General features: G+C 71.1%; 16 protein-coding genes and 1 pseudogene. 7 read left to right on the forward strand and 10 right to left on the reverse strand.

The window, feature by feature from the left end; all coding sequences use genetic code 11:
* Positions 1-25: 25 nt before the first annotated feature.
* Positions 26-637, forward strand: coding sequence for a DUF6058 family natural product biosynthesis protein (locus IE198_RS05890; protein ID WP_189883361.1), 612 nt, complete (start codon positions 26-28; stop codon positions 635-637).
* On the opposite strand, the gene IE198_RS05895 is transcribed toward IE198_RS05890, so the two are convergent.
* Both IE198_RS05895 and IE198_RS05900 read right to left on the reverse strand, forming a co-directional pair.
* Positions 618-1,787, reverse strand: coding sequence for a DUF1266 domain-containing protein (locus tag IE198_RS05895; RefSeq protein WP_229833762.1), 1,170 nt, complete (start codon positions 1,785-1,787; stop codon positions 618-620). The genes IE198_RS05890 and IE198_RS05895 overlap by 20 nt on opposite strands.
* 266 nt (positions 1,788-2,053) lie before the next feature.
* Positions 2,054-2,962, reverse strand: coding sequence for an EamA family transporter (locus tag IE198_RS05900; RefSeq protein ID WP_189883364.1), 909 nt, complete (start codon positions 2,960-2,962; stop codon positions 2,054-2,056).
* A gap of 110 nt (positions 2,963-3,072) precedes the next feature.
* Here IE198_RS05900 and IE198_RS05905 point away from each other — a divergent pair, with 110 nt between their 5' ends.
* Positions 3,073-3,993 carry a LysR family transcriptional regulator gene (locus IE198_RS05905; protein WP_189883366.1) on the forward strand — a complete coding sequence of 307 codons (921 nt, stop codon included), beginning with the start codon at positions 3,073-3,075 and terminating at the stop codon, positions 3,991-3,993.
* 307 nt (positions 3,994-4,300) lie between these two features.
* Entirely contained in the window at positions 4,301-6,133 is a 1,833-nt protein-coding gene (locus IE198_RS05910; protein ID WP_189883368.1) for a glycoside hydrolase family 3 protein, read from the forward strand.
* A gap of 69 nt (positions 6,134-6,202) precedes the next feature.
* Here the strand turns inward: IE198_RS05910 and IE198_RS05915 are convergent, their stop codons facing one another.
* The 4 genes from IE198_RS05915 to IE198_RS05930 form a co-directional block, all read right to left on the reverse strand.
* Positions 6,203-7,636, reverse strand: a complete 1,434-nt coding sequence (locus IE198_RS05915) for a S28 family serine protease (RefSeq protein WP_189883371.1) — start codon at positions 7,634-7,636, stop codon at positions 6,203-6,205.
* A gap of 89 nt (positions 7,637-7,725) precedes the next feature.
* Positions 7,726-8,091 carry a hypothetical protein gene (locus IE198_RS05920; RefSeq protein ID WP_308426787.1) on the reverse strand — a complete coding sequence of 122 codons (366 nt, stop codon included), beginning with the start codon at positions 8,089-8,091 and terminating at the stop codon, positions 7,726-7,728.
* 126 nt (positions 8,092-8,217) lie between these two features.
* Positions 8,218-8,532: an LAVTG motif-containing sortase-dependent surface protein gene (locus tag IE198_RS05925; protein WP_189883374.1), complete on the reverse strand. Its 315-nt coding sequence runs from the start codon at positions 8,530-8,532 to the stop codon at positions 8,218-8,220.
* A 291-nt stretch (positions 8,533-8,823) separates the two neighbouring features.
* The gene (locus tag IE198_RS05930) at positions 8,824-12,642 is read right to left on the reverse strand and encodes an ABC transporter ATP-binding protein (RefSeq protein WP_189883377.1); all 3,819 of its coding nucleotides are present in this window, start codon (positions 12,640-12,642) and stop codon (positions 8,824-8,826) included.
* 416 nt (positions 12,643-13,058) lie between these two features.
* Here IE198_RS05930 and IE198_RS05935 point away from each other — a divergent pair, with 416 nt between their 5' ends.
* Positions 13,059-13,472, forward strand: a complete 414-nt coding sequence (locus IE198_RS05935) for a nuclear transport factor 2 family protein (RefSeq protein ID WP_189883380.1) — start codon at positions 13,059-13,061, stop codon at positions 13,470-13,472.
* A 203-nt stretch (positions 13,473-13,675) separates the two neighbouring features.
* On the opposite strand, the gene IE198_RS05940 is transcribed toward IE198_RS05935, so the two are convergent.
* From IE198_RS05940 to IE198_RS05955, 4 genes are all read right to left on the reverse strand, one after another.
* Positions 13,676-14,017 carry a hypothetical protein gene (locus IE198_RS05940; protein WP_189883382.1) on the reverse strand — a complete coding sequence of 114 codons (342 nt, stop codon included), beginning with the start codon at positions 14,015-14,017 and terminating at the stop codon, positions 13,676-13,678.
* A gap of 154 nt (positions 14,018-14,171) precedes the next feature.
* Positions 14,172-15,854: a thiamine pyrophosphate-binding protein gene (locus tag IE198_RS05945; protein WP_189883385.1), complete on the reverse strand. Its 1,683-nt coding sequence runs from the start codon at positions 15,852-15,854 to the stop codon at positions 14,172-14,174.
* A complete protein-coding gene (gene speB, locus IE198_RS05950) occupies positions 15,851-16,822 on the reverse strand; it encodes an agmatinase (RefSeq protein WP_189883388.1) in 972 nt (323 codons plus the stop codon). Before speB ends, IE198_RS05945 begins: the two co-directional genes overlap by 4 nt.
* Positions 16,823-16,901: 79 nt before the next feature.
* The gene (locus tag IE198_RS05955; RefSeq protein ID WP_189883391.1) at positions 16,902-18,380 is read right to left on the reverse strand and encodes a sodium:solute symporter family protein; all 1,479 of its coding nucleotides are present in this window, start codon (positions 18,378-18,380) and stop codon (positions 16,902-16,904) included.
* 135 nt (positions 18,381-18,515) lie between these two features.
* Here IE198_RS05955 and IE198_RS05960 point away from each other — a divergent pair, with 135 nt between their 5' ends.
* From IE198_RS05960 to IE198_RS05970, 3 genes and pseudogenes are all read left to right on the forward strand, one after another.
* Positions 18,516-19,940: a PucR family transcriptional regulator gene (locus tag IE198_RS05960; RefSeq protein WP_189883394.1), complete on the forward strand. Its 1,425-nt coding sequence runs from the start codon at positions 18,516-18,518 to the stop codon at positions 19,938-19,940.
* A complete protein-coding gene (locus IE198_RS05965) occupies positions 19,916-20,302 on the forward strand; it encodes a contact-dependent growth inhibition system immunity protein (protein WP_189883397.1) in 387 nt (128 codons plus the stop codon). The genes IE198_RS05960 and IE198_RS05965 overlap by 25 nt, the downstream gene beginning before the upstream one ends.
* Positions 20,302-20,484 (forward strand): annotated as a pseudogene (locus IE198_RS05970) (DUF397 domain-containing protein); the annotation flags it as partial. The gene IE198_RS05965 and the pseudogene IE198_RS05970, both read left to right, overlap by 1 nt.
* Positions 20,485-20,512 lie beyond the last annotated feature (28 nt).

Consider the following 20,512-nt stretch of genomic DNA (forward strand, 5'->3'; position numbering starts at 1 on the left):
CCGACTCACGAAGGAGCGACGTCCCATGTACGAGCGCGAGCTGGCGGCCCGGTTCCGGCAGGTCAACGGCGACCATCCGATGTCCGCGGCGGACGACGCCTACGTCAGCGCCCAGTTCGCCGTACTGGACGACCTGTGCCTGACCTCCGGGCGCGAGCCCGACGCCGTGCGCCTGACGATGCCGGCCGGACTGTTGCCCCTGCCCGGCTATCTGCGGTCCGACGGAGCGGAGATGGTCCCGAAGGACCTGTTCGCACTGGCAGATGCGGCCGGCGGCCCGGAGAAGCCGGCGACCTGGTTCGTCGCGCACTGGGCGGACCCGTCGGTGGGTCGGCAGGAGTGGGAGGCGTATCTGAGCGGCCAGTACGTGTGCCTGCAGTCGGTCCGCCCGGAAACGATCCAGCGCAAGGAGCAGCTCACGACGGAGATCACGGCGGCGCCCCACGATCCGGACGCCGGTTCTCCCGAGTGGTCGGCCCGGCTCCATGCCGCGATCGACGAACTGGACGCGCTGGAGCCGGCGTTCACCCCCTACGACCGGCTCCGCTTCGGCCGTCCCACCTCCCGCGACCTCTGCATCGACGCGATGCGGGCCCGTTTCCCGCGCGGTACGGCCCCTACCTCCACGGGACGGTGAGCCAGGGGCTGTCCGGATCGGTGGTGAGAATCCGGTGGATGTCGACCAGCTCCGTGTACCAGGGGCCGAACTCCTCCTCGTCGAAATGCAGGCAGCGGCCCAGGGCGTACCCCGCACCGAAGTCCTCCCACGACCGGTACGTCTCCAGGCTCGACTCCGCGGCACGGAGCACCGCCCGCTCGGCGGCCGGCAGGTCGCAGTAGCGCGCGGCCACACCCCAGCGGGCCATGTGGACAGCCCGGCCGAAGTCCCAGGCCAGGACGGAGCGCACACAGCGGCCCTCGGACAGCAGGCCGTCCGCGCGAAAACGGGCCTCGTAGCGGGTGATGCGGCCGATCAGCTGCTGGACACCGCTGACCGCGGCGTCGGGCACCCTGTCCGGCTCGGCGTTGCTGCGCAGGATGCGGGCGGCGGTCTCCCGCCAGTGGACAGGATCGACCGCTCCCCCGTACTGGCGTGCCATCTCCTGGCGGACGGACAGGACGAACTCCCAGACCCGGCTCACGCATCGGCCCTCGAGCATCGCTTCCTGAACACCCTGCCAGTCGTCCGCGCCTCGGATGTCCCACGAGTCGGCGACCAACCGGCGCATCGCGTTGAAGCCTGCGCCGTGGTCCGCCAGCGAGTTCCAGAGATCGCCCCGGTGCACAGCGAGTTGGGCACCGCAGGCCAGGCCCTTGGCCATGGGCCCCTGGAGCGGGCCGCCCACACGCAGGGTCCGCAGCGTTCCGGACTCGACGGGTGAGAAGCGCTCGGCGTGCTGCCGCCACAGGTGCAGTGTCTGCGGGTTCGCCGGGAAGTACGCCTCGCCCGGCGTGCCCGGGTTGATGGCCAGCCAGCGGCTGTCGTTGCCCCAGCCGCGTACGACGGCCGCGAAGGTGCTGCGGTGGAAGACCGGGTCGGGCTGCGGCATCGGCAGCACGCCCTGCGTGTAGTAGGCGAAGCACCAGGTACCGGTCGCCGGGCTGCGGAAGGGGGCGTGGGTCGACCTGCCCGCCTCCGCCTCCGCCCGCTGGACGGCACAGTAGAGATACGTCCCGGCCAACTGGTCGAAGAACGCGGCCCAGTCGCCCCGCATCTTCGCCGCGTACAACCTGCTCTCCACGTCGGTGGGCGCCTGCCAGCCGACCGTCATCGGTCCGGCGTTCACCGGCTCACCCGCTGCAGGGAAGCTTCAGGCACAGGGCCTCGGCGCCGGCCGCGTAGATCCGACATGCCCGGGTGCACGCGGACTGCCCTGTGGACGGCAGGCAGCGAGCCGCACATCCGACAGGGAACGGCTCGTCCGGGCCCCGCTCCGGTGTTCGCCTGGTGCAGATGCTGCACAGGGGCGTCGTACCGGCCCTGCGCCCCGTCGCCGCGCTGCGTGAACATGTCGATCCCCCGTCGGTCGGTCGGAGGGATCACCCTAGAACGTCAGGCCCTTCCGGTAGTCAGCGGCTCCTGCTGCGGTACGGCGGGCCGCGGCTTCCGCCGGCCCGGCAGGGTGGTGAGGGCGACGCCGCCGACCAGGAGCGCCGCCGCGCACCACCGAAGCGGGCTCACCGGCTCGTCGAGGATCAGGAACGCCGACGACATGCCGAAGACAGGTACGAGTAGGGAGAACGGGGCCACCGAGGACGCAGGGTGGCGTCGGAGCAACCAACCCCAGGCGCCGAAACCGAAGATCGTGGTGACCCAGGCGACGTAGAGGACGACCCCGGCGCCCGTCCAGTCCAGGGAGCTCAGGGCAGCCAGATCGCGGTCGGCGCCCTCCATGAAGAGAGACAGGGCGAGCAGTGGGAGGACCGGGACGGTGCTGACCCAGACCATGAAGTTCAAGGCGTCGGGCGGGGACGCCTTGCGGGTGAGGACGTTCGAGACGCCCCAGCAGGCCGCCGCGGCGATGACGAGGGCGAAGCCGAGGAGCGGTCCCGAGGTGCCCTCGTCGACGGCGGCGACCGCTATACCGGCCAAGGCCACGGCCATGCCCGCGGCTCTGACCCGGCCGGGTCGTTCGCCGAGGACGGTGAAGGCGAACAGGGCCGTGAAGACCGCCTGGATCTGAACGATCAAGGAGGAGAGTCCGGCGGGGGCCCCACTGTCCATGCCCATGAAGAGCAGACCGAACTTGGCGACGCCCAGCACCGATCCGACGCCGACGATCCACTTCCAGGCGACCTTCGGCCGGCCGACGAAGAACACCGCGGGCAGGGCGGCGGCGAGGAAGCGCAGGGCGGAGAAGAGCAGCGGCGGGAAGTGGTCGAGGCCGATCTCGATGACGACGAAGTTGACTCCCCAGACGGCGGCGACGAGAGAGGCGAGGGCGATGTGGGCGGGTCGCATGGCATCGAGCATCACCCTGAGAAACCATGTAGCACCAGCGCGGATTTCTTCATGGTTGGATGAAGTACTGCTAATGAAAATCTGGTGCATGCGCAACAAGGAGAGCAACCATGCTCGATCTCGGCCGACTGCGCGCCCTGCACGCCGTCTCCGTCCACGGCACGGTCGGCGCCGCGGCGGCCGCGCTCGGCTACACGCCCTCAGCCGTCTCCCAGCAGATCGCCAAACTCGAGCGGGAGACCCGCACCACACTCCTCGAACGTCAGGGCCGCGGCATCCGGTTGACCGAAGAAGCAACGCAACTTGCGGCCACCGGCCAACAGTTGCTCGCCCTGGTCGAGGAGGCGGAGGTCCGCCTCGAGGAGCGGCGCGGCAAACCGACCGGGCGGCTCTCCATCGCGTGCTTCGCCAGCGCGTCCCGTGGGCTGATGCCGCATGTGCTCGCCGATCTCGCCCGCCGCCACCCCGAGCTGGACGCCCGGCTCCACGAGGTCGACCCGCACCTGTCCGTCGATCTCGTCGCGCGCGGCGCGATCGACCTGGCGGTGGCGCACGACTGGGACATCGCGCCACTGCCGACCCCGCCCGGCGTCGAACAGGCCGTCATCGGCGACGACATGTGCGACGTGCTGGTCCCTGCCTGCCACCTGCTGGCAGACGCCGACTCCGTACGGCGTGAGGACCTGAAGAACGAGCGCTGGATCACCCAGCCGCCGGGCACGGTCTGCCACGACTGGCTGCTGCGTACCCTGCGGGCCGCCGGCTGCGAACCCCTGATCGCGCATCATTCGGAGGAGTACCACACCCAGGTCGCCCTCGTGGCCGCCGGGCTCGGCGTGGCACTGGTCCCCCGGCTGGGCCGCGGGACGTTGCCACCGCAGGTCGTGGCCGTGCAGCTGGCCCCAGTACCGACGCGCCGGCTGCACGCACTGTGGCGTACGGGGGCGGCAAGGCGGCCTGCGATCACGGAGACGGTGCGGACCCTGCAGAAGCTCTGGCCCTCGGTGATCGCGAAGCCCGGGCCGCACTGAGCCTTGCCCAGGTCCGGTCGGTTCCAGCCGCGCCCGTGCGGCCGGCCCTTGATACGGGCGCGCCCGGAGTGCCTGCCCTGCGGGGACCGGTACGACGAACCGGCGGCCGGCGACAAGGGGGCCGGTCCGAGCAGCGTCGGTGCCCGCGGAGTCCGTCCCCCGGGCCCGGCCCGCCCCGCCGGTCCGGTGACGTTTGTGCGCGGGGCCTTGACCTGGCAGTTAGTTTCCGGATATCCGTGACACCTTGGAAGTTTCCTTCAACTCCCTTGTGCAACGCCCCTGTCGAGCAAGGCCGGAAGGAGCACCAGTGCACGACCGGAACATCTCCAGACGCACACTTCTCACCGCGACCGCCGTCGCCGCGGGCGCGATCGCCACCGCAGCGCCCAGTTCAGCGGCGGCCGCGGCGACCGCCACCGCATCCCGTGGCACCCGACTACGGCTCGAGCGGATCGTCTCGGGGATGAGCCTCGAGGAGAAGGTCGGCCAGCTCTTCGTGATGCGGGTCTACGGTCACTCCGCCACCGATCCGGACCAGGCCGACGTCGACCTCAACCTCGAAGAGATGGGCGTGCGCAACGCCGCCGAGCTCATCGCCGAATACCACGTCGGCGGCATCATCTACTTCGCCTGGGCGCACAACACTCGTGATCCGCACCAGATCGCCGACCTCTCCAACGGCATCCAGCGGGCCGGTCTCGCCCAGCCGACCCCGCTGCCACTGCTGATCTCCACCGATCAGGAGCACGGCATCGTCGCCCGCGTCGGCAAACCGGCGACGCTGATGCCGGGCGCGATGGCGCTCGGTGCGGGCGGGTCCGCCTCCTTCGCCCACAAGGCCGCGCAGATCGCAGGCAGCGAACTCGCCGCCATGGGCATCGTCCAGAACTACGCGCCCGTCGCCGATGTGAACATCAACCCGGCCAACCCGGTCATCGGTGTACGGTCCTTCGGCGCGGACCCGGCCGCGGTCGCCAGGATGGTGGCGGCACAGGTCTCGGGCTACCAGAGCGCGGGGATCGCGGCGACGTCCAAGCACTTCCCGGGGCACGGCGACACCACTGTCGACAGCCACACCGGCATCCCGGTCATCTCCCACACCCGCCAGGAGTGGGAGAAGATCGACGCACCGCCGTTCAGGGCGGCGATCGCCGCCGGGATCGACTCGATCATGACGGCGCACATCCAGTTCCCCGCCCTGGACCCCAGCAACGATCCGGCAACGCTCTCCCGCCCCATCCTCACCGGCATCCTCCGCGAGGAGCTCGGCTACGACGGCGTGGTCGTCACGGACGCTCTCAACATGGAGGGCGTACGGGAGAAGTACGGGGACCACCGGGTGCCGGTGCTCGCGCTGCTCGCGGGCGTGGACCAACTGCTCAACCCGCCGGACCTGGCGGTCGCCTGGAACGGTGTGATGGACGCGGTCAGAAGCGGCGAGATCACCGAGGCCCGGCTGGACGAATCGATCCTGCGCATCCTGCTGCTCAAGGCGAAACTCGGCCTGTTCCGTGACCCGTTCGTGTCCCGGCACGGGGTGGACCGCACCGTCGGCACCGGCTCCCACCTCGCCGCCGCCGACCGGATCGCCGAGCGTACGACCACGCTGCTGACCAACCCGGACGGGTTGCTGCCGCTGAGCCACCGCAGCCACGGCGACGTCCTGGTCGTCGGCGCCGATCTCGCGTCTCCCAGCGGCACGACCGGGCCGCCGACGACCGTACTGGCGAACGCCTTGGGCGAGCTGGGCTTCCGGGCGACCGCGCTGTCGACCGGGACCGCGCCGAGCAGCACGAAGATCGCGGAGGCGGTCTCCGCCGCGAACGGCAAGGACGTGGTGGTCGTCGGCACGTACAACGTCTCCGCGAACAGCTCCCAGCGCACGCTGGTGGCCCGCCTGGTCACAACAGGCGTGCCGGTGGTGGCGCTCGCGATCCGCAATCCGTACGACATCGCCCTGCTCGACGGGGTCGCGGCAGCGCTGGCGGCCTACTCCTGGACCGATGTCGAACTGCGGGCCGCGGCACGGGTGATCGCGGGACACGCGGAGCCGGAGGGACGCCTGCCGGTGCCGGTGCAGCGGGCGGACGACCCGTCACGGGTGCTGTTCCCGGTCGGCCACGGGCTGTCGTACCGGTAGCACGCTCGAAAAGGCCGTGCCCCGCCGCTCGTACGAGCGGCGGGGCACGGCCTTTCGGCTGTCGGCCGGCTACGGGCGCAGCAGCGGCTCACCCTCCAGGTCGCGCTTGTCGAGCTTCGCGTCGGCCTTCGCCAGCGGCCTGGCCTTCGCCGGGTCCTCCTGGACCGCGGCCGGGGCGACGCCCGCCCAGCGCAGGATCGCGGCAGTGGCCTCCGCCTTCTCCTCGGCCACCAGACCGGCCACGTTCGCGCCGTGGTTGGCGCCCGGCGCGGTGTAGACGTGGCTGTCACGGGTGTGCTTGCCCACCCGGAACGGCTCGGCGCCCCACGGGTCGTTCTCGCCGTAGACGAACATCATCCGGTTGGCGTTGTGCCTCACCCAGGTGTCGACGTCCTTCATCACCCACGGCTTGAAGCGCATCGGGATGTCACGCGGCACGAAGTTCCGCGGCGGCTGGTAGCCGTAGCGGCTCAGACCGTCCAGGTGGGGCTGCGTGATGTCGGGCGAACCGAGCTCGGTGCCCGCCTGGTAGTAGTACGGCGTGTAGTTGGCGAGCCCCTGGTCGGCGTAGGCCGAGAACCCGGCGATCGAGTCGACGGTGTCGAAAATCTCCTGGTCGGACGCGGTGGCCGCGGCCGGGATCGTCTCGCAGTCGGAGAGTCGGCTGTACTGCCAGAACGCCCAGACGAAGTCGAGCACGACCGCTTCGTACGCCCGGTCCAGGCTGCCGACGGTCTCGAAGGTGTACCCGGCATCCGCGGCGTACTTCTCGTAGATGGCCTCGAGCGGCTCACGGCGGACCAGGGCCTCGCGCTGGACGGCGTTCAGCCTCTGGCGGCACTCCTCGGTGCCGACGTTGGCCAGGAAGCGGTCGTAGGCCTTGTCCTCGTTGTTGACGACGTCGTTGGGGGCGACGTACGCGACGACGCCGTCCATGTCGCGCGGGTAGTGGCGCTCGTAGTAGGTGGCGGTCATGCCGCCCTTGGAGCCGCCGGTGGAGATCCAGTTCCTGTCGTAGATCTTCTTCAGCGCCTCGAAGACCCGGTGCTGGTCGCTGGCGGCCTGCCAGATGTCCAGCTTGGACCAGTCGGCGGGCGCGGGGCGGGACGGCGTGAAGTAGCGGTACTCCAGGGAGACCTGGTTGCCGTCGATGATGGCCGTCGGCTCGCTGCGGCGCGGCGTGGTGGACACGTTGTAGCCGGAGGTGAAGAAGACGGTGGGGCGGTTGGTGTCCTTGTGCAGCAGGGTGATCCGCTGCTTGAACGTGCCGCGCCACGGGTGCCGGTGGTCGACCGGCTGTGTGTAGTCGAGGACGAAGAAACGGTAACCCGGGTACGGCTTCTCCTCGATGAGGCCCATGCCCGGGATGGACAGAATCCGGTCCTTGATGTCCGTGCCGGTCGCCGGCTCCGCGGCGGTAGCCGCGTTCGCCGTGGCACCGGCCGCGCTCACGGTACCTATCAGCACCACGAGCGACAGCAGCCATCTGAGCGCCTTGCGCATTCACCCTCCCCTTTGATCAAAAGCGGACGCGGTGAACCTAGCGGTGTCAACAGCGGCCCCGCCAGACCTGGTTGGGGCTCAGCGGCGCATCAGCACAGGATCCAGCCGGTGGAGCGGGAGACCCCGGAGACGGAACCGGTGGCGCGGACACAGCGGTTGAGGGAGTGGACGGTGACCGGCCCGGCCTGCCGGGTGAAGCTCCCGCTGTCCTCGTCCCCGTGTCCGCCACGGGGCTGGAGCGACACGGACATCGACCGCCGGGTGCCGGGACGCTTGGCAAGGGTGATGGCGCAGGCGTAGTCGCCGCGCTCGTAGACGCGCAGCTCGCCGGTGGAGAAGGAGACCGTCTTCGCCAGCCGGCCGGGACAGGCCGCGGCGGCTTCCGCGTGCGGGACGCCCGGGGCGGCGAAGGTCAGCGCCGCGATGGCCGTGACCACGGCGAGTGCCCGTGCCACGACGCGCCCCGGCCGCTCCGTTTTCCTGCTCCCCGCCCCACCGAACACGCCTGCCCCCAAATGCCACTGCTCCGTACATGCGTACGACGCATGGTGGCCGTGTTTGGTTGCGACCCGGCCGGCCCGCTACTGCCGCTGGGCCCGGCGACGGCGCAGCGCGACGACCAGGCCGCCGCCCGCGGCCACCGCTGCTGCGGCAGCGCCGGCGAGAGGCAGGGCCGAACCGGAGCCGGTCGCCGCCAGGTTGCCGCCGCTGGTCGCCGTCCCCGCGCCGCCCGTCGCCGACGAGGAGCCGCCCCCGATCGAGGACGAGCCGGCGCCGGTCGAGGACGGCCCGCCGGAACCGGTGGAACCACCGGAACCACCCGAACCGCCGGTGGACGCGCCGGAGCTGCCGCCGGAACCGCCCGTCGACGAGCCGCCGTCCGCCACGTCGAGCACGAACGCAGAGTGTCGTTCGCCGGGTTCTTGTCGAACGGGCGCGGCTCACCTGTCAGCGCGACCGTGCCCTTGGCGCCGGGGACCGCCTTCTCGACCTTCAATGTGAACGTGAGCGGCGCCGTGTAGTCCTCCTCCACCCACCGCTGCCAGCTGCCGCACCTGTAGCGCCCCGGCTCGTCCGACGGGTTGCACAGACCTGGGATCTTCACCGCCTTCGTACCGGCGGGGAGCGTGACGAGAACCAGGTGCGGGGGGAGGTCCGGTACCGGAAGGTTGTACGGTCCACCGGCCTCACACCGCCGCCGGCTCATCCTCCCCTATGCCCTCTATGCCCTCGCCGATGAAGGCGCGCCACAGTGCGGCGTACCGGCCGTCCAAGGCCAGCAGTTCGTCGTGGGTGCCGTCCTCCGCGACCCGGCCGTGGTCCATCACGACCACCCGGTCGGCGCGGGCGGCGGTGGTGAGCCGGTGGGCGACGACGAGCGTCGTGCGCCGGCCGGTCAGCCGGTCCGTGGCCTGGTTGACCTGTGCCTCGGTGGCCAGATCCAGGGCGGCCGTCGCCTCGTCGAGCAGCAGCACGTCGGGGTCGACGAGTTCGGCGCGGGCCAGGGCGATCAGCTGGCGCTGTCCGGCCGAGAGGTTGCGGCCGCGCTCGGAGACCTCGTGCAGGTAGCCGCCGTCGAGCGTGGCGATCATGTCGTGCGCGCCGACGGCCCGTGCGGCGGCCTCCACCTCGGCGTCGCTCGCACCAGGGCGGCCGTAGGCGATGGCGTCCCGTACGGTGCCGGCGAACAGGTACGCCTCCTGCGGGACGACACCGAGCCGGTGCCGGTAGGACGCCAGATCCAGCTCCCGCAGGTCCCGTGCTCCCCCGGAGCCATCGGCCCGGGATGTGCCCTCGGCCCGCGACGACGGGTCCGCGAGCGTGACGGTCACCCGGCCCCCCGTCGGGTCGTAGAAGCGTGCCACCAGCTTGACGAGCGTCGACTTGCCCGCGCCGGTCTCGCCGACGAAGGCCACGGTCTGGCCGGCCGGGATACGCAGATCGACGCCGGTCAGCGCCTCCTCGTCGTCGCCGTAGGCGAACGACACGTCCTCGAAGGCGACGTCCCCGCGCAGGGCCCGTACCGGCTGCGGCTCGTGCGGCACGACGGTCGAGGTCGGCTCACGCAGCAGCTCCTGCACGCGGCGCAGCGACACCGCCGCCTGCTGGTAGCCGTCGAAGACCTGGGAGAGCTGCTGCACCGGCGCGAAGAACAGCTCGATGTAGAGCAGATAGGCGACGAGCGCTCCGGTGGTCAGCGTCCCCGCCTCGATCCTGCCGGCGCCCACGATCAGGACGGCGGCCGTGGCGACGGACGCGAGCAGCTGCACGAACGGGAAGTAGACCGAGATCAGCCACTGGCCGCGGACCCGGGCTTGACGGTAGCTGTCACTGCGGGCCGCGAAGCTCTCGCGCCCGGCACGCTCCCGCCGGAACGCCTGCACGATCCGCAGTCCGGCGACGGACTCCTGGAGTTCGGCGTTGACGACGCTGATGCGCTCGCGGGCCAGCTCGTACGCCTTGACGCTCTGCTTGCGGAAGAAGTACGTGCCGACGATCAGCACGGGCAGGGTCGCGAAGACCACCAGCGCGAGCTCAACGTCGATGACGACGAGCGCGACCATGATCCCGAAGAAGGTGACGACCGAGACGAAAGCGGTGACCAGGCCCGTCTGCAGGAACGTGGACAGGGCGTCGACGTCCGTCGTCATCCGGGTCATGATCCGGCCGGTCAGCTCACGCTCGTAGTAGTCCAGGCCGAGTCGCTGGAGCTGCGCGAAGATCTTCAGGCGCAGGGAGTACAGGACTCGTTCGCCGGTGCGGCCGGTCATCCGCATCGCGCCGATCTGACCGGCCCACTGGACGACCACGGTAACCAGCGCAAGAGCGGACGCCACCCATACGGCGCCGAGCGCGAGCTGCTCGACACCCTCGTCGATGCCGTGCCGGATCAGCACGGGCAGCAGCAGCCCCATGCCGGCGTCGACCGCCACCAGGGCCAGGCTGAGCAGCAGCGGCAGACCGAAGCCGCGCAGCACGGCGCGCAGCCGGCCGCCCTCGCCGGACGCCGCGCCCGCCGGTTCGGGGCGGGTGGCCTGTGCCTCGTCGATGCCGGGCGTGTCGGTGGCCGGAGGCAACGCCTCGACCTGCGCCAGCAGTTCGGGAGTGGCGCCCGGGTCCTCCTTGGCCTCCTCCGCTCTCTCGTCGCGCACCCACAGCCGGGGGGTGATGCCGCGCTCCACGTCGAATTCGGCGTCCAGCTCGTCACGCACGGTGCGGTCCTCGTCCGGCTCCCGCCCGGCCTGCTGAAGGACGTGCCCGGGCGAGACGCCGCCCAGCTCGTCCGGGTCGGTCAGCAGCCGCCGGTACAGCGCGGAGCGCCGCTCCAACTCCTCGTGCGTGCCGATGTCGGCGAGCCGGCCGCCGTCGAGGACGGCGATGCGGTCGGCGAGGTTGAGCGTGGAGCGGCGGTGGGCGATCAGCAGCGTCGTGCGCCCCGCCATGACGTGCGCCAGCGCTTCGTGGATCTCGTGCTCGACACGGGCGTCGACGGCGGAGGTGGCATCGTCGAGGAGCAGCAGCCGCGGGTCGGTGATGATGGCGCGGGCAAGGGCGATGCGCTGGCGCTGGCCGCCGGAGAGGGTGAGCCCGTGCTCGCCGACCTTGGTGTCGTAGCCCTCGGGGAGCTCGGCGATGAAGCGGTCGGCCTGGGCAGCACGGGCAGCCTTCTCGATCTCCTCCTGGGTGGCGTGCGGTACCCCGTACGCGATGTTCGCACGGACCGTGTCGGAGAACAGGAAGCTGTCCTCCGGTACGAGGCCGATGGCGGCCCGCAGCGAGTCCAACGACAGCTCCCGCACATCGTGGCCGCCGACCAGGACGGCGCCGCGGGTGGCGTCGTAGAAGCGGGGCAGCAGCAGCGAGACGGTGGACTTGCCGCTGCCGGACGCGCCGACGACAGCGACGGTCTCGCCGGCGGCGATCTCCAGCGAGAAACCGTCGAGAACCGGCTTGCCGTCCGCATACGCGAAGCTCACGTGGTCGAACTCGACGGTGGCCGGGGCGTCCGCCGGCAGTTCCTTCGTCCCGTCCTTGATGCTCGGCTCGGTGTCGATCAGCTCCAGGACCCGTTCCACTCCGGCCCCGGCCTGCTGGCCGACGGTCAGCACCATGGCGAGCATCCGGACCGGTCCGACGAGCTGGGCGAGGTAGGCCGAGAAGGCGACGAACGTGCCGAGCGTGATCTCGCCCTTCGTGGCCAGCCAGCCGCCCAGCGCGAGCATGGCGACCTGGCCGAGGGCGGGCACGGCCTGCAGGGCGGGTGTGTAGGTGGCATTGAGCTTGATCGTCCGCAGTCGGCCCGCGAAGAGCTTCCTGCTCACCTCGCGCAGCTTCCCGGTCTCCTGCTCCTCCTGCCCGAAGCCCTTCACCACCCGCACACCGCTGACGGCGCCGTCGACGACCCCGGCGACGGCGGCGGCCTGGCTCTGCGCGTACCACGTGGCGGGGTGCAGCCGGGTGCGGCTGCGCCTTGCGATGATCCACAGGGCGGGGGCCACGGCGAGCGCGATCAGGGTCAGGGGAAGCGACAGCCACGCCATGATGGCGAGCGAGATGGCGAAGAGGAGGAAGTTCCCGATGGTCATCGGGAGCATGAAGAGCAGCCCCTGGATCAGCTGCAGGTCGCTGGTGGCCCGACCGACGACCTGCCCGGTGGACAGTTCGTCCTGCCGCCGCCCGTCGAGCCGGCTGATCGTCCCGTACATGTCGGTGCGCAGGTCGTGCTGCACGTCGAGGGCGAGCCGTCCGCCGTAGTAGCGCCGGATGTACGTCATGAGGTAGACGGCCACGGCGGCGGCGATCAGCAGCCCGGTCCAGGTGGTCAGCGAGCGCGTCTTCGCGGTGATCACATCGTCGATGACGACCTTGATGATCAGCGGCACGATCGCCATGACGGCCATGCCGCCCAGCGACGAACCGAGCGCGAGCACGACATTGCGCCGGTACCGCCAGGCGTACCCGGACAGCCGCCGTGCCCATCCCTGCGCTGCTGGCTCCGCCGCCACGTGATGCCTCCCCGTTGGTTCCGCCTCGGCCCTACGGGCCTGATCTTCCGGAATGCACCAACGCGAAAGGCCCCGGATTTCATCCCTCCGCAACAAAGACCGGTCCTGAGACCTAGGACCGTGGGCAGGGCTCGGCACCGGCGGCTGCGGGAGCACGACGGCCGAAGTCTTTACCTCAAGCGGACTTGAGGTAACAGGCTCTCCATGGACACCGACACCTTTACCGACACGGACTCCGACACCGACCGGATGCGGCGAGAGCTGCGCGCCCTGACCGACCGCGCAGCCCGCACCCGAGCCGGTCCACCTCGGCTTCGTGGCCACCGGCACCACCGGGCGCCGGGCCGGCGATGAGTTCGGGCGGGCGGCCGAGTCGTCCCTGTAAGCAATGTCCACGAGTCGAGAGGGGCGGAACCATGGCTGACGACGAGAAGCAGATCCGTACCTTGATCGAGCAATGGGCCGCGGCCGTTCACAAGGGCGAACTGGACGCCGTCCTTGTTGACCACGCCGACGACATCATGATGTTCGACGTACCGCCCCCTCATGAGGGCGTCCGTGGCATCGACGTGTACCGCGAGACCTGGCCGCCGTTCTTCGAGTGGCAGACGCAGGGCGCCGCGTTCGAGATCGTCTCCCTCGACGTCACCGCCGGTACCGATGTCGCCTTCGCGCACGCCCTGCTGCGCTGCGGAACTCCTCAGGAACTCACCGAGCATCCGGAGACACGGCTGCGGCTCAGCATCGGGCTGCGGAAGGAGACGGGACGCTGGGTCGTCGCGCACGAACACCACTCGTTCGCGGACACCACCGGAGCAGGCGGCGGCTGACGGATGTCCCCCTGTCACGGACCGTGGGTAGTGAGTCACGGCAGTCGCCGGACGGAGGGACGAGGACGGGGACGGGGACGAGGAACCGGGACCGGCACGGGGACGAGCAGGGCGACGCCGCGCCCGACCACACTGTCCGTGCGCTGACGCTGGCGTCCCGGTCGCGCCGCCCAGGCCGCCGGGCGCCCCGCCCCGACCGCTCCTCAGGCGTCCCGCCGCAGCAGCCGACGGCCGCCCACCCACAGTGCCGCTGCGACCCAGAGCACCAGGACGCCCGTTCCCGTCCATGGGTTCAACGGGCCGTCCGGGTGCTGGAGCAGGATCTGCTGGCCCGCACGGTCCGGGAGGAAGTCGACCCAGCCGCCGCCCTCGGACACATCCCCCAGTACGAACGACAGCATCAGCAGGAACGGGATCAGAATGCCCATGACCGCGGGCGCACTGCGCAGCGCCGCCGCGAGACCGGCCGCGAACAGAGTGATCAGCGCCAGGTAGAGCCCGCATCCCACGACGGCTCGCAGCGCACCCGGGGCACCTATGCCCAACGCCCCGGTCGCCCAGGGCGATCTGGCCCAGGACGAAGCACGTCGTGCTGGTGACCAGGCGCGGTCCGCCGGACGACACAGGTGACCAGCAGCGCCTGGACACCGACGAGTCGCCCTCGGTGCCGGGGGCACAAGGGCCCCCGGCCCGCCGGCGTCAGAGATGCGTCGGGGCGAACATCCGCAGCAGCGCGGGGAGCACGACCACCGAGGGGCCCGGCTGGGCGAAAGCCTTCGACAGGTCCTCCGACAGCGACTCCGCGCTCGTACGGACCGCAGGGACCCCGAAGGACTCGGCGAGGGCGACGAAGTCCGGGCGGGACAGCTCGGTCGCCGTGGCCTCGCCGAAGGTGTCCGTCATGTACTCGCGCAGGATGCCGTAGCCACCGTCGTCGACGATCAGCCAGGTCACCGGAAGGTCGTACTGGCGGGCGGTGGCCAGCTCCGCGATCGAGTACATCGCACCGCCGTCGCCCGAGACGGCGAGCACCGGGCGGGACCGGTCGGCGGCCGCGGCACCGACGGCCGCCGGGAAGCCGTAGCCGAGGCCCCCCGCGCCCTGCGCCGAGTGCATGGTGTTGGGCCGGCGGGCATCGAACGCCGACCACGCCCAGTACGCCAGGATCGTCATGTCCCAGAAGCTGGGCGAGTCGTCCGGCAGGGCCTCGCGCACAGAGGCGAGGATCTGCTGCTCCAGCGTCAGGTCCTGGGACTCGATCCGGTCCCTGACCGCGCCCAGCACGTTCCGTACCGACTCGGGGGCCGACGGGTCCTCGCGCTCCGACACCGTCTCCAGCAGGGCGGACAGCGCGAGACGCGCGTCGGCATGGATGCCGAGCGCCGGATGGTTGGACTCCAGCTTGCCGAGGTCCGCCTCGATCTGGATCACCCGGCCGCGCGGTGCGAACGTGTGGTAGTTCGAGGACAGTTCACCGAGTCCGGAGCCGACGACCAGCAGCACGTCCGCCGACTCCAGGAAGTCGGTGGTGTGGCGGTCCTCCAGCCAGGACTGGAGAGAGAGCGGGTGCTCCCACGGGAAGGCGCCCTTGCCGCCGAAGGTGGTGACGACCGGCGCGTCGAGCTTCTCTGCGAGCGCGAGCAGCTTGCCGGACGCGTCGGAGCGGACGACTCCGCCGCCCGCGATGATCGCCGGCCGGGTGGCGTTCGACAGCAGATCGGCGGCGACCGCGGTCAGTTCGGGGCGCGGCACCACCTCGTCGGGCGTGGCGTCCATGGCGGTGACGACCGGCAGGGTGGTCTCCGCGAGGAGGACGTCCTGCGGGATCTCCACCCATACCGGCCCGTGCGGGGCGGTCAGCGCCGACTCCCAGGCCGCCGCGATCGCGGACGGGATCTGGGAGGCGGTACGCACCACGTGCACGGACTTCACGATGTCGCGGAACGACGCCTGTTGGTCGCGCAGTTCGTGGAGATAGCCGTGGCGGCCACCGCCGAGTCCGGCCGAGGGCACCTGGCTGCCGATCGCCAGCACGGGCGCCGACGCCGCGGCCGCCTCCTGCAGCGCCGCCAGGGACATCAGCGCGCCGGGCCCGGTGGACAGCAGCAGCGGCGCGGCCTCGCCGGTGATCCGGCCGTACGCGTCGGCGGCGAAGCCGGCGTTGTTCTCCACGCGGAGACCGACGTAGGTCAGGGACGAGCGGCGCAGCGCGTCGAACATGCCGAGCGCGTGCTGGCCGGGCAGGCCGAAGAGCGTCGTCGCGCCGAGCCCGGAGAGGGTCTCCACGACGAGGTCGCCGCCGTTGCGCCCGGCCGGCGGGTTCAGCGCGGCCGCGGTCTGTGCGGCGGTGGGCCGCAGCACCAGGTCGTGGTCGTGCGTCACTGCGACTTCCTTGCAGCCGCGATCTGGCGGGACATGATCGTGGTCAGCTCGTACGCCGTGTGCGACGCGGCGACGGACGTGATCTCGGCGTGGTCGTAGGCCGGGGCGACCTCGACGACGTCGGCGGAGACCAGGTTGCAGGACGCGAGGCCGCGCAGGATCTCCAGCAGTTCACGGGAGGTCATGCCGCCCGCCTCGGGGGTGCCGGTGCCGGGCGCGTGCGCCGGGTCGAGGCAGTCGATGTCGATGGAGATGTACAGCGGGCGGTCGCCGATGCGCTGGCGGAGCTGGTCGGCGACCTCGTCGGCGCCGCGGCGGTAGATGTCCGCGGAGGTGACGATGCCGAAGCCTATCTTCTCGTCGTCGGTGAGGTCCTGCTTGCCGTACAGCGGGCCGCGGGTACCGACGTGGGAGAGCGCCTCGGTGTCGAGGATGCCCTCCTCGACGGCCCGGCGGAACGGGGTGCCGTGCGTGTACTCGGCGCCGAAGTAGGTGTCCCAGGTGTCGAGGTGCGCGTCGAAGTGCAGCAGCGCGACGGGGCCGTGCTTCTTGGCGACCGAGCGCAGCAGCGGCAGCGCGATGGTGTGGTCGCCGCCGAGCGTCATCATCCGGGCTCCGGTTCCCAGCAGGTCGTCGGCGGCGGCCTCGATGGTCTCGACGGCCTCGTTGATGTTGAACGGGTTGGCCGCGATGTCGCCCGCGTCCGCGACCTGGGCGAGCGCGAAGGGCGAGGCGTCCTGCGCCGGGTTGTAGGGGCGCAGGAGCCTCGACGCCTCGCGGATGGCGTTGCCGCCGAAGCGCGCACCGGGGCGGTAGGAGACACCGGAGTCGAAGGGGACGCCGACCACGGCGACGTCGGCGCGGCCGACCTCGTCGAGCCTGGGCAGCCGGGCGAACGTCGCGGGTCCGGCGTACCGCGGGATGCGGGAGGAGTCGACGGGGCCGCGCGGCTGCTCGTTGCTGCTCATGTGAAATGCCTTCTTTCCTACGCTTCGTGGCGCTTCATTGCGCTTCAGTGCGGTTGTACGACTTTAACTGTGCCCGGCTTCAACTGTGCACGGCGGCCGGTTCGGCCGCCGGGGGCTCCGGCTGCGCATCCTCGACGCCGCCCCGGCCCGCGAGCCGCTCGCGCCAGTTCGCGAGGACCGCCGCGTCGGTCGGCGGGGTGGCCAGGGAAACGATCACGTACGCCGCGAGCGAGGACAGCAGGCCGTAGTAGACCGGCTCGTTGGCGAGGATCCCGTACGTCGCCATCAGGCCGACGACCGCGCAGCCGCCGACGACGACGGAGGCGAGCGCGCCGTACACGGTGCCGCGCTTCCACAGCAGACCGCCGAGGATCGGCACGAGCAGACCGCCGACGAGCAGGTTGTAGGCGACGGTCAGCGCCTCGACGACGTTGTTGAGCGCGATCGCGACGCAGATGACCGCGATGCCCATGATCAGGATGAAGGCACGGTTGCCCTTCACCTCGTCGTGCTCCGGGCCCTTGTGCGCAAGGCCGCGAAGCCGCGACCAGATGTCGTTGTTGGCGACGGTGGCGCAGGCGATCAGGGCGCCGGACGACGTGGACATCACGGCGGCGAGGGCCGCGGCGAGCACCAGGCCGCGCACACCCGTCGGCAGTTCGTCCTTGACGATGGTCGCGAAGGCGTCGTCGGCGTTGGCGAGGTTCGGGTACAGGACCTTGGCCGCGGTTCCGATGACCGCGCCGGCCAGGGCGTAGACGAGACAGTACGTACCGGCGACGGTGCCGCCGTAGCGTGCCACCTTGTCGCCGCGGGCAGTGAACACCCGCTGCCAGATGTCCTGACCGATCAGCATGCCGAAGGTGTAGATCAGGACATAGGTGAAGATCGTCTCGCCCCCGATGCCGAGCGGGGCGAAGTACTCGCCTGGCAGCGCGGCCTTCATCTCGCTGAAGCCGCCCGCCTTGACGACCGCGATCGGCAGCAGGAGCAGCAGCACGCCGATCGTCTTGACGACGAACTGCACCATGTCGGTGAGGGTGATCGACCACATGCCGCCGAGGGTCGAGTACGCGACGACGACGGCGCCGCCGAGAACGATCGAGGCGGTGCGGTTCAGGTCGAAGAGGACGTCGAAGATGGTGGCGTACGCGATGGTCGAGGTGACCGCGAGCATCAGCGTGTACGCCCACATCACGACGCCGGAGATGACACCGGCCTTGCCGCCGTAGCGCAGGTCGAGCATCTCGGAGACGGTGTAGACCTTCAGCCGGGCGATGCGCGCCGAGAAGAAGATCGACAGCGCCAGGAGCCCGAGGCCGATGGTGAAGACCATCCACGCGCCCGACAGCCCGTACTTGTAGCCGAGGCCGACGCCACCGATGGTGGACGCGCCGCCGAGGACGATCGCGGCCATGGTTCCGGAGTACATCCAGGGGCCGAGGCGGCGGCCCGCGACCAGGAACTCGCTCTTGGACTTGGCGCGGCGCATGCCCCACCAACCCATGCCGAGCATGCCGGCCAGATAGACGACGATCACTGCGTAGTCGACAGCCATCGGCTTTCCTTCCGTCTCGTCCCCCGGGAACGGTCCTTGGTTGCGCGCTTGTGAGAGTCGACGGTAAGTGGCCGGAAAGCGTCCTTGAAGTGTACGTTTTATCCATTCTTCTCGTTGTCGATGGATGGACCGTCCATGCCGGAGCCCACAGCGGCCCCACCCACCCCGCCGATCCCGCTGGCCGCACTCCTCGCCGACCCGGAACTCGGGCTGCGCCAGCTGGCGGGGCCGCCCGCGAGCGACGGCGCGGTCGTCCACATGGTCCACACCTCGGAGATGGCCGACCCGTATCCGTATCTGCTGGGCGGCGAGCTGCTGCTCAGCGCGGGCGTACTGCTGGACGACCCGGACCGCTACGTCTCACGCATCGTCCAGGCGGGCGCGGTGGCGCTCGGTTTCGGCGTGGCACCCGTGTACGACACGGTCCCCGTCGAGCTGGTCGACGCATGCGAACGGCACGGGCTGGCGCTGCTGGAGGTGCCGCCGCAGACCACGTTCACCGCCGTCGCACGGGTGGTGTGGCGACTGATGGCGGAGGCCCGCCACCGCGAGCTCCGCCGGGTGACCCAGGCCCAGCAGGGCCTGGCCGCGGCAGCTGCCCGCCCGGACCCGGTCCCGGCGGTGCTGCACCAGCTCGCCGTCCGGCTGGAGGGCTGGGCGGTCCTGCTCGGCCCGGACGGTACCCGGCTCTCCGCGGCGGGCCGCGAACCGGCGCCGGACGTGGCGACGGGCCTGACCCGGCTGGCGCACGTCGTGAGCCCGGGTGCGTCGCCCCGCCCCGCCCCCGCCTCCGCGACGGACCGGGTGGCCGAGGGACACCTCGCCGCCTACGCCCTCGGCGGCAGCCAGGGACTCGTCCTCGGGCTCGCCACGCCCGCCCGGGAGCCCGGCGACCACACGGTGGCCGGGGTCGCCGTCGTGCTCCTCTCCCTGCTCACCGCGCCGCACCAGGGTGCGGACGCCTCCGGCCGCAGCGCCGCGCTCGTACGACTGCTGCTGGGGTCGGCACCGGCCGAGACGGCGCCGCTGTTGGGGCCCGGCCCGTGGACGGTGGTCCACGGGCGTGGCGACCGCTCCCCCTTCGCGGCGGCCGCGCTCGGGGCGGCCCTCGGCAGCGCGCTCGTCGACCCCGACGCGGACGGCTCCGTACGGATCCTGCTCCCGGCAGACCGGGAGGCGACCGCCCAGCCCGGCTGGACGCTCGGCGTGAGCGCCCCCGTCGGCCCCGACGAGCTCGCGGCCGCCGACGCGCAGGCGGCCAGGGCCGTCCGCCGCGCGGTCGCCACCGGCAAGCCCCTCGTCCACCACCGGCACGCCGACCCGCTCTCCCTCGACGCCGCCCGCCGGCGGCTGGCGCCGCTCGCGGACTCCCCCGCGCTCGTCGAGACGCTGCGCACCTGGCTCTCCCTCCACGGCAGCTGGGACCGCACCGCCGCCGCCATGGACATCCACCGCAACACGGTCCGCCAGCGCATCGGCCGCTGCGCGGCGCTGCTGGACGCGGACCTGGACGACGTGGACGTCCGGATGGAGCTGTGGTTCGCGCTGCGGCACGGGTGACGGACTGTTCGGACGTCCGCGGCCAGTACATACAACCAGCTCTCCCGCAGAACGCCTGGGAGTGGCGCAAGCGCTTCCCCGAGCTGCACCAACTCATTGGCGCCTACTTCCACCAGGACTTCTCTGTCGACTACGCATCTCACAAGGAAGCCCTCGACGACTATCTCGCAGGACACCCCGGGGAAGACCTTCGGCGGGCGGCAACAGAAATCCGCGCCTTGCTGTCGATCGTCGAAACCGACGAGGAGCTACGCATCGCAGCTGACGCGCTTGGCCTTGAGGTACGCCCACCGAAGAACGTCTCTCTCCGCCAATGGCTCGACGGCATCAAGGGCATCCTCATCCACAGCCTCCGGGATTGATGCACCTCATCCGGCCTTCGTCCGGGTTGGCCGGCTGGCGCGAGTCCTCACCCAGCGGGCGCGACGCGGGCGGCTGCGTCAAGGCTCTGGACGGCCAAACCTCCGGCGTCCCGGTCCGCGACTCCAAGAATCCGCAGGGCCCGGCACTCATGTTCCACAGCGCAGCCTGGTCCGCGTTCCTCACGGACCTGAAGCACTCCGGCCGCCAGC

It is taken from the genome of Streptomyces xantholiticus (assembly GCF_014651015.1).
Taxonomy (GTDB): Bacteria; Actinomycetota; Actinomycetes; order Streptomycetales; family Streptomycetaceae; genus Streptomyces; species Streptomyces xantholiticus.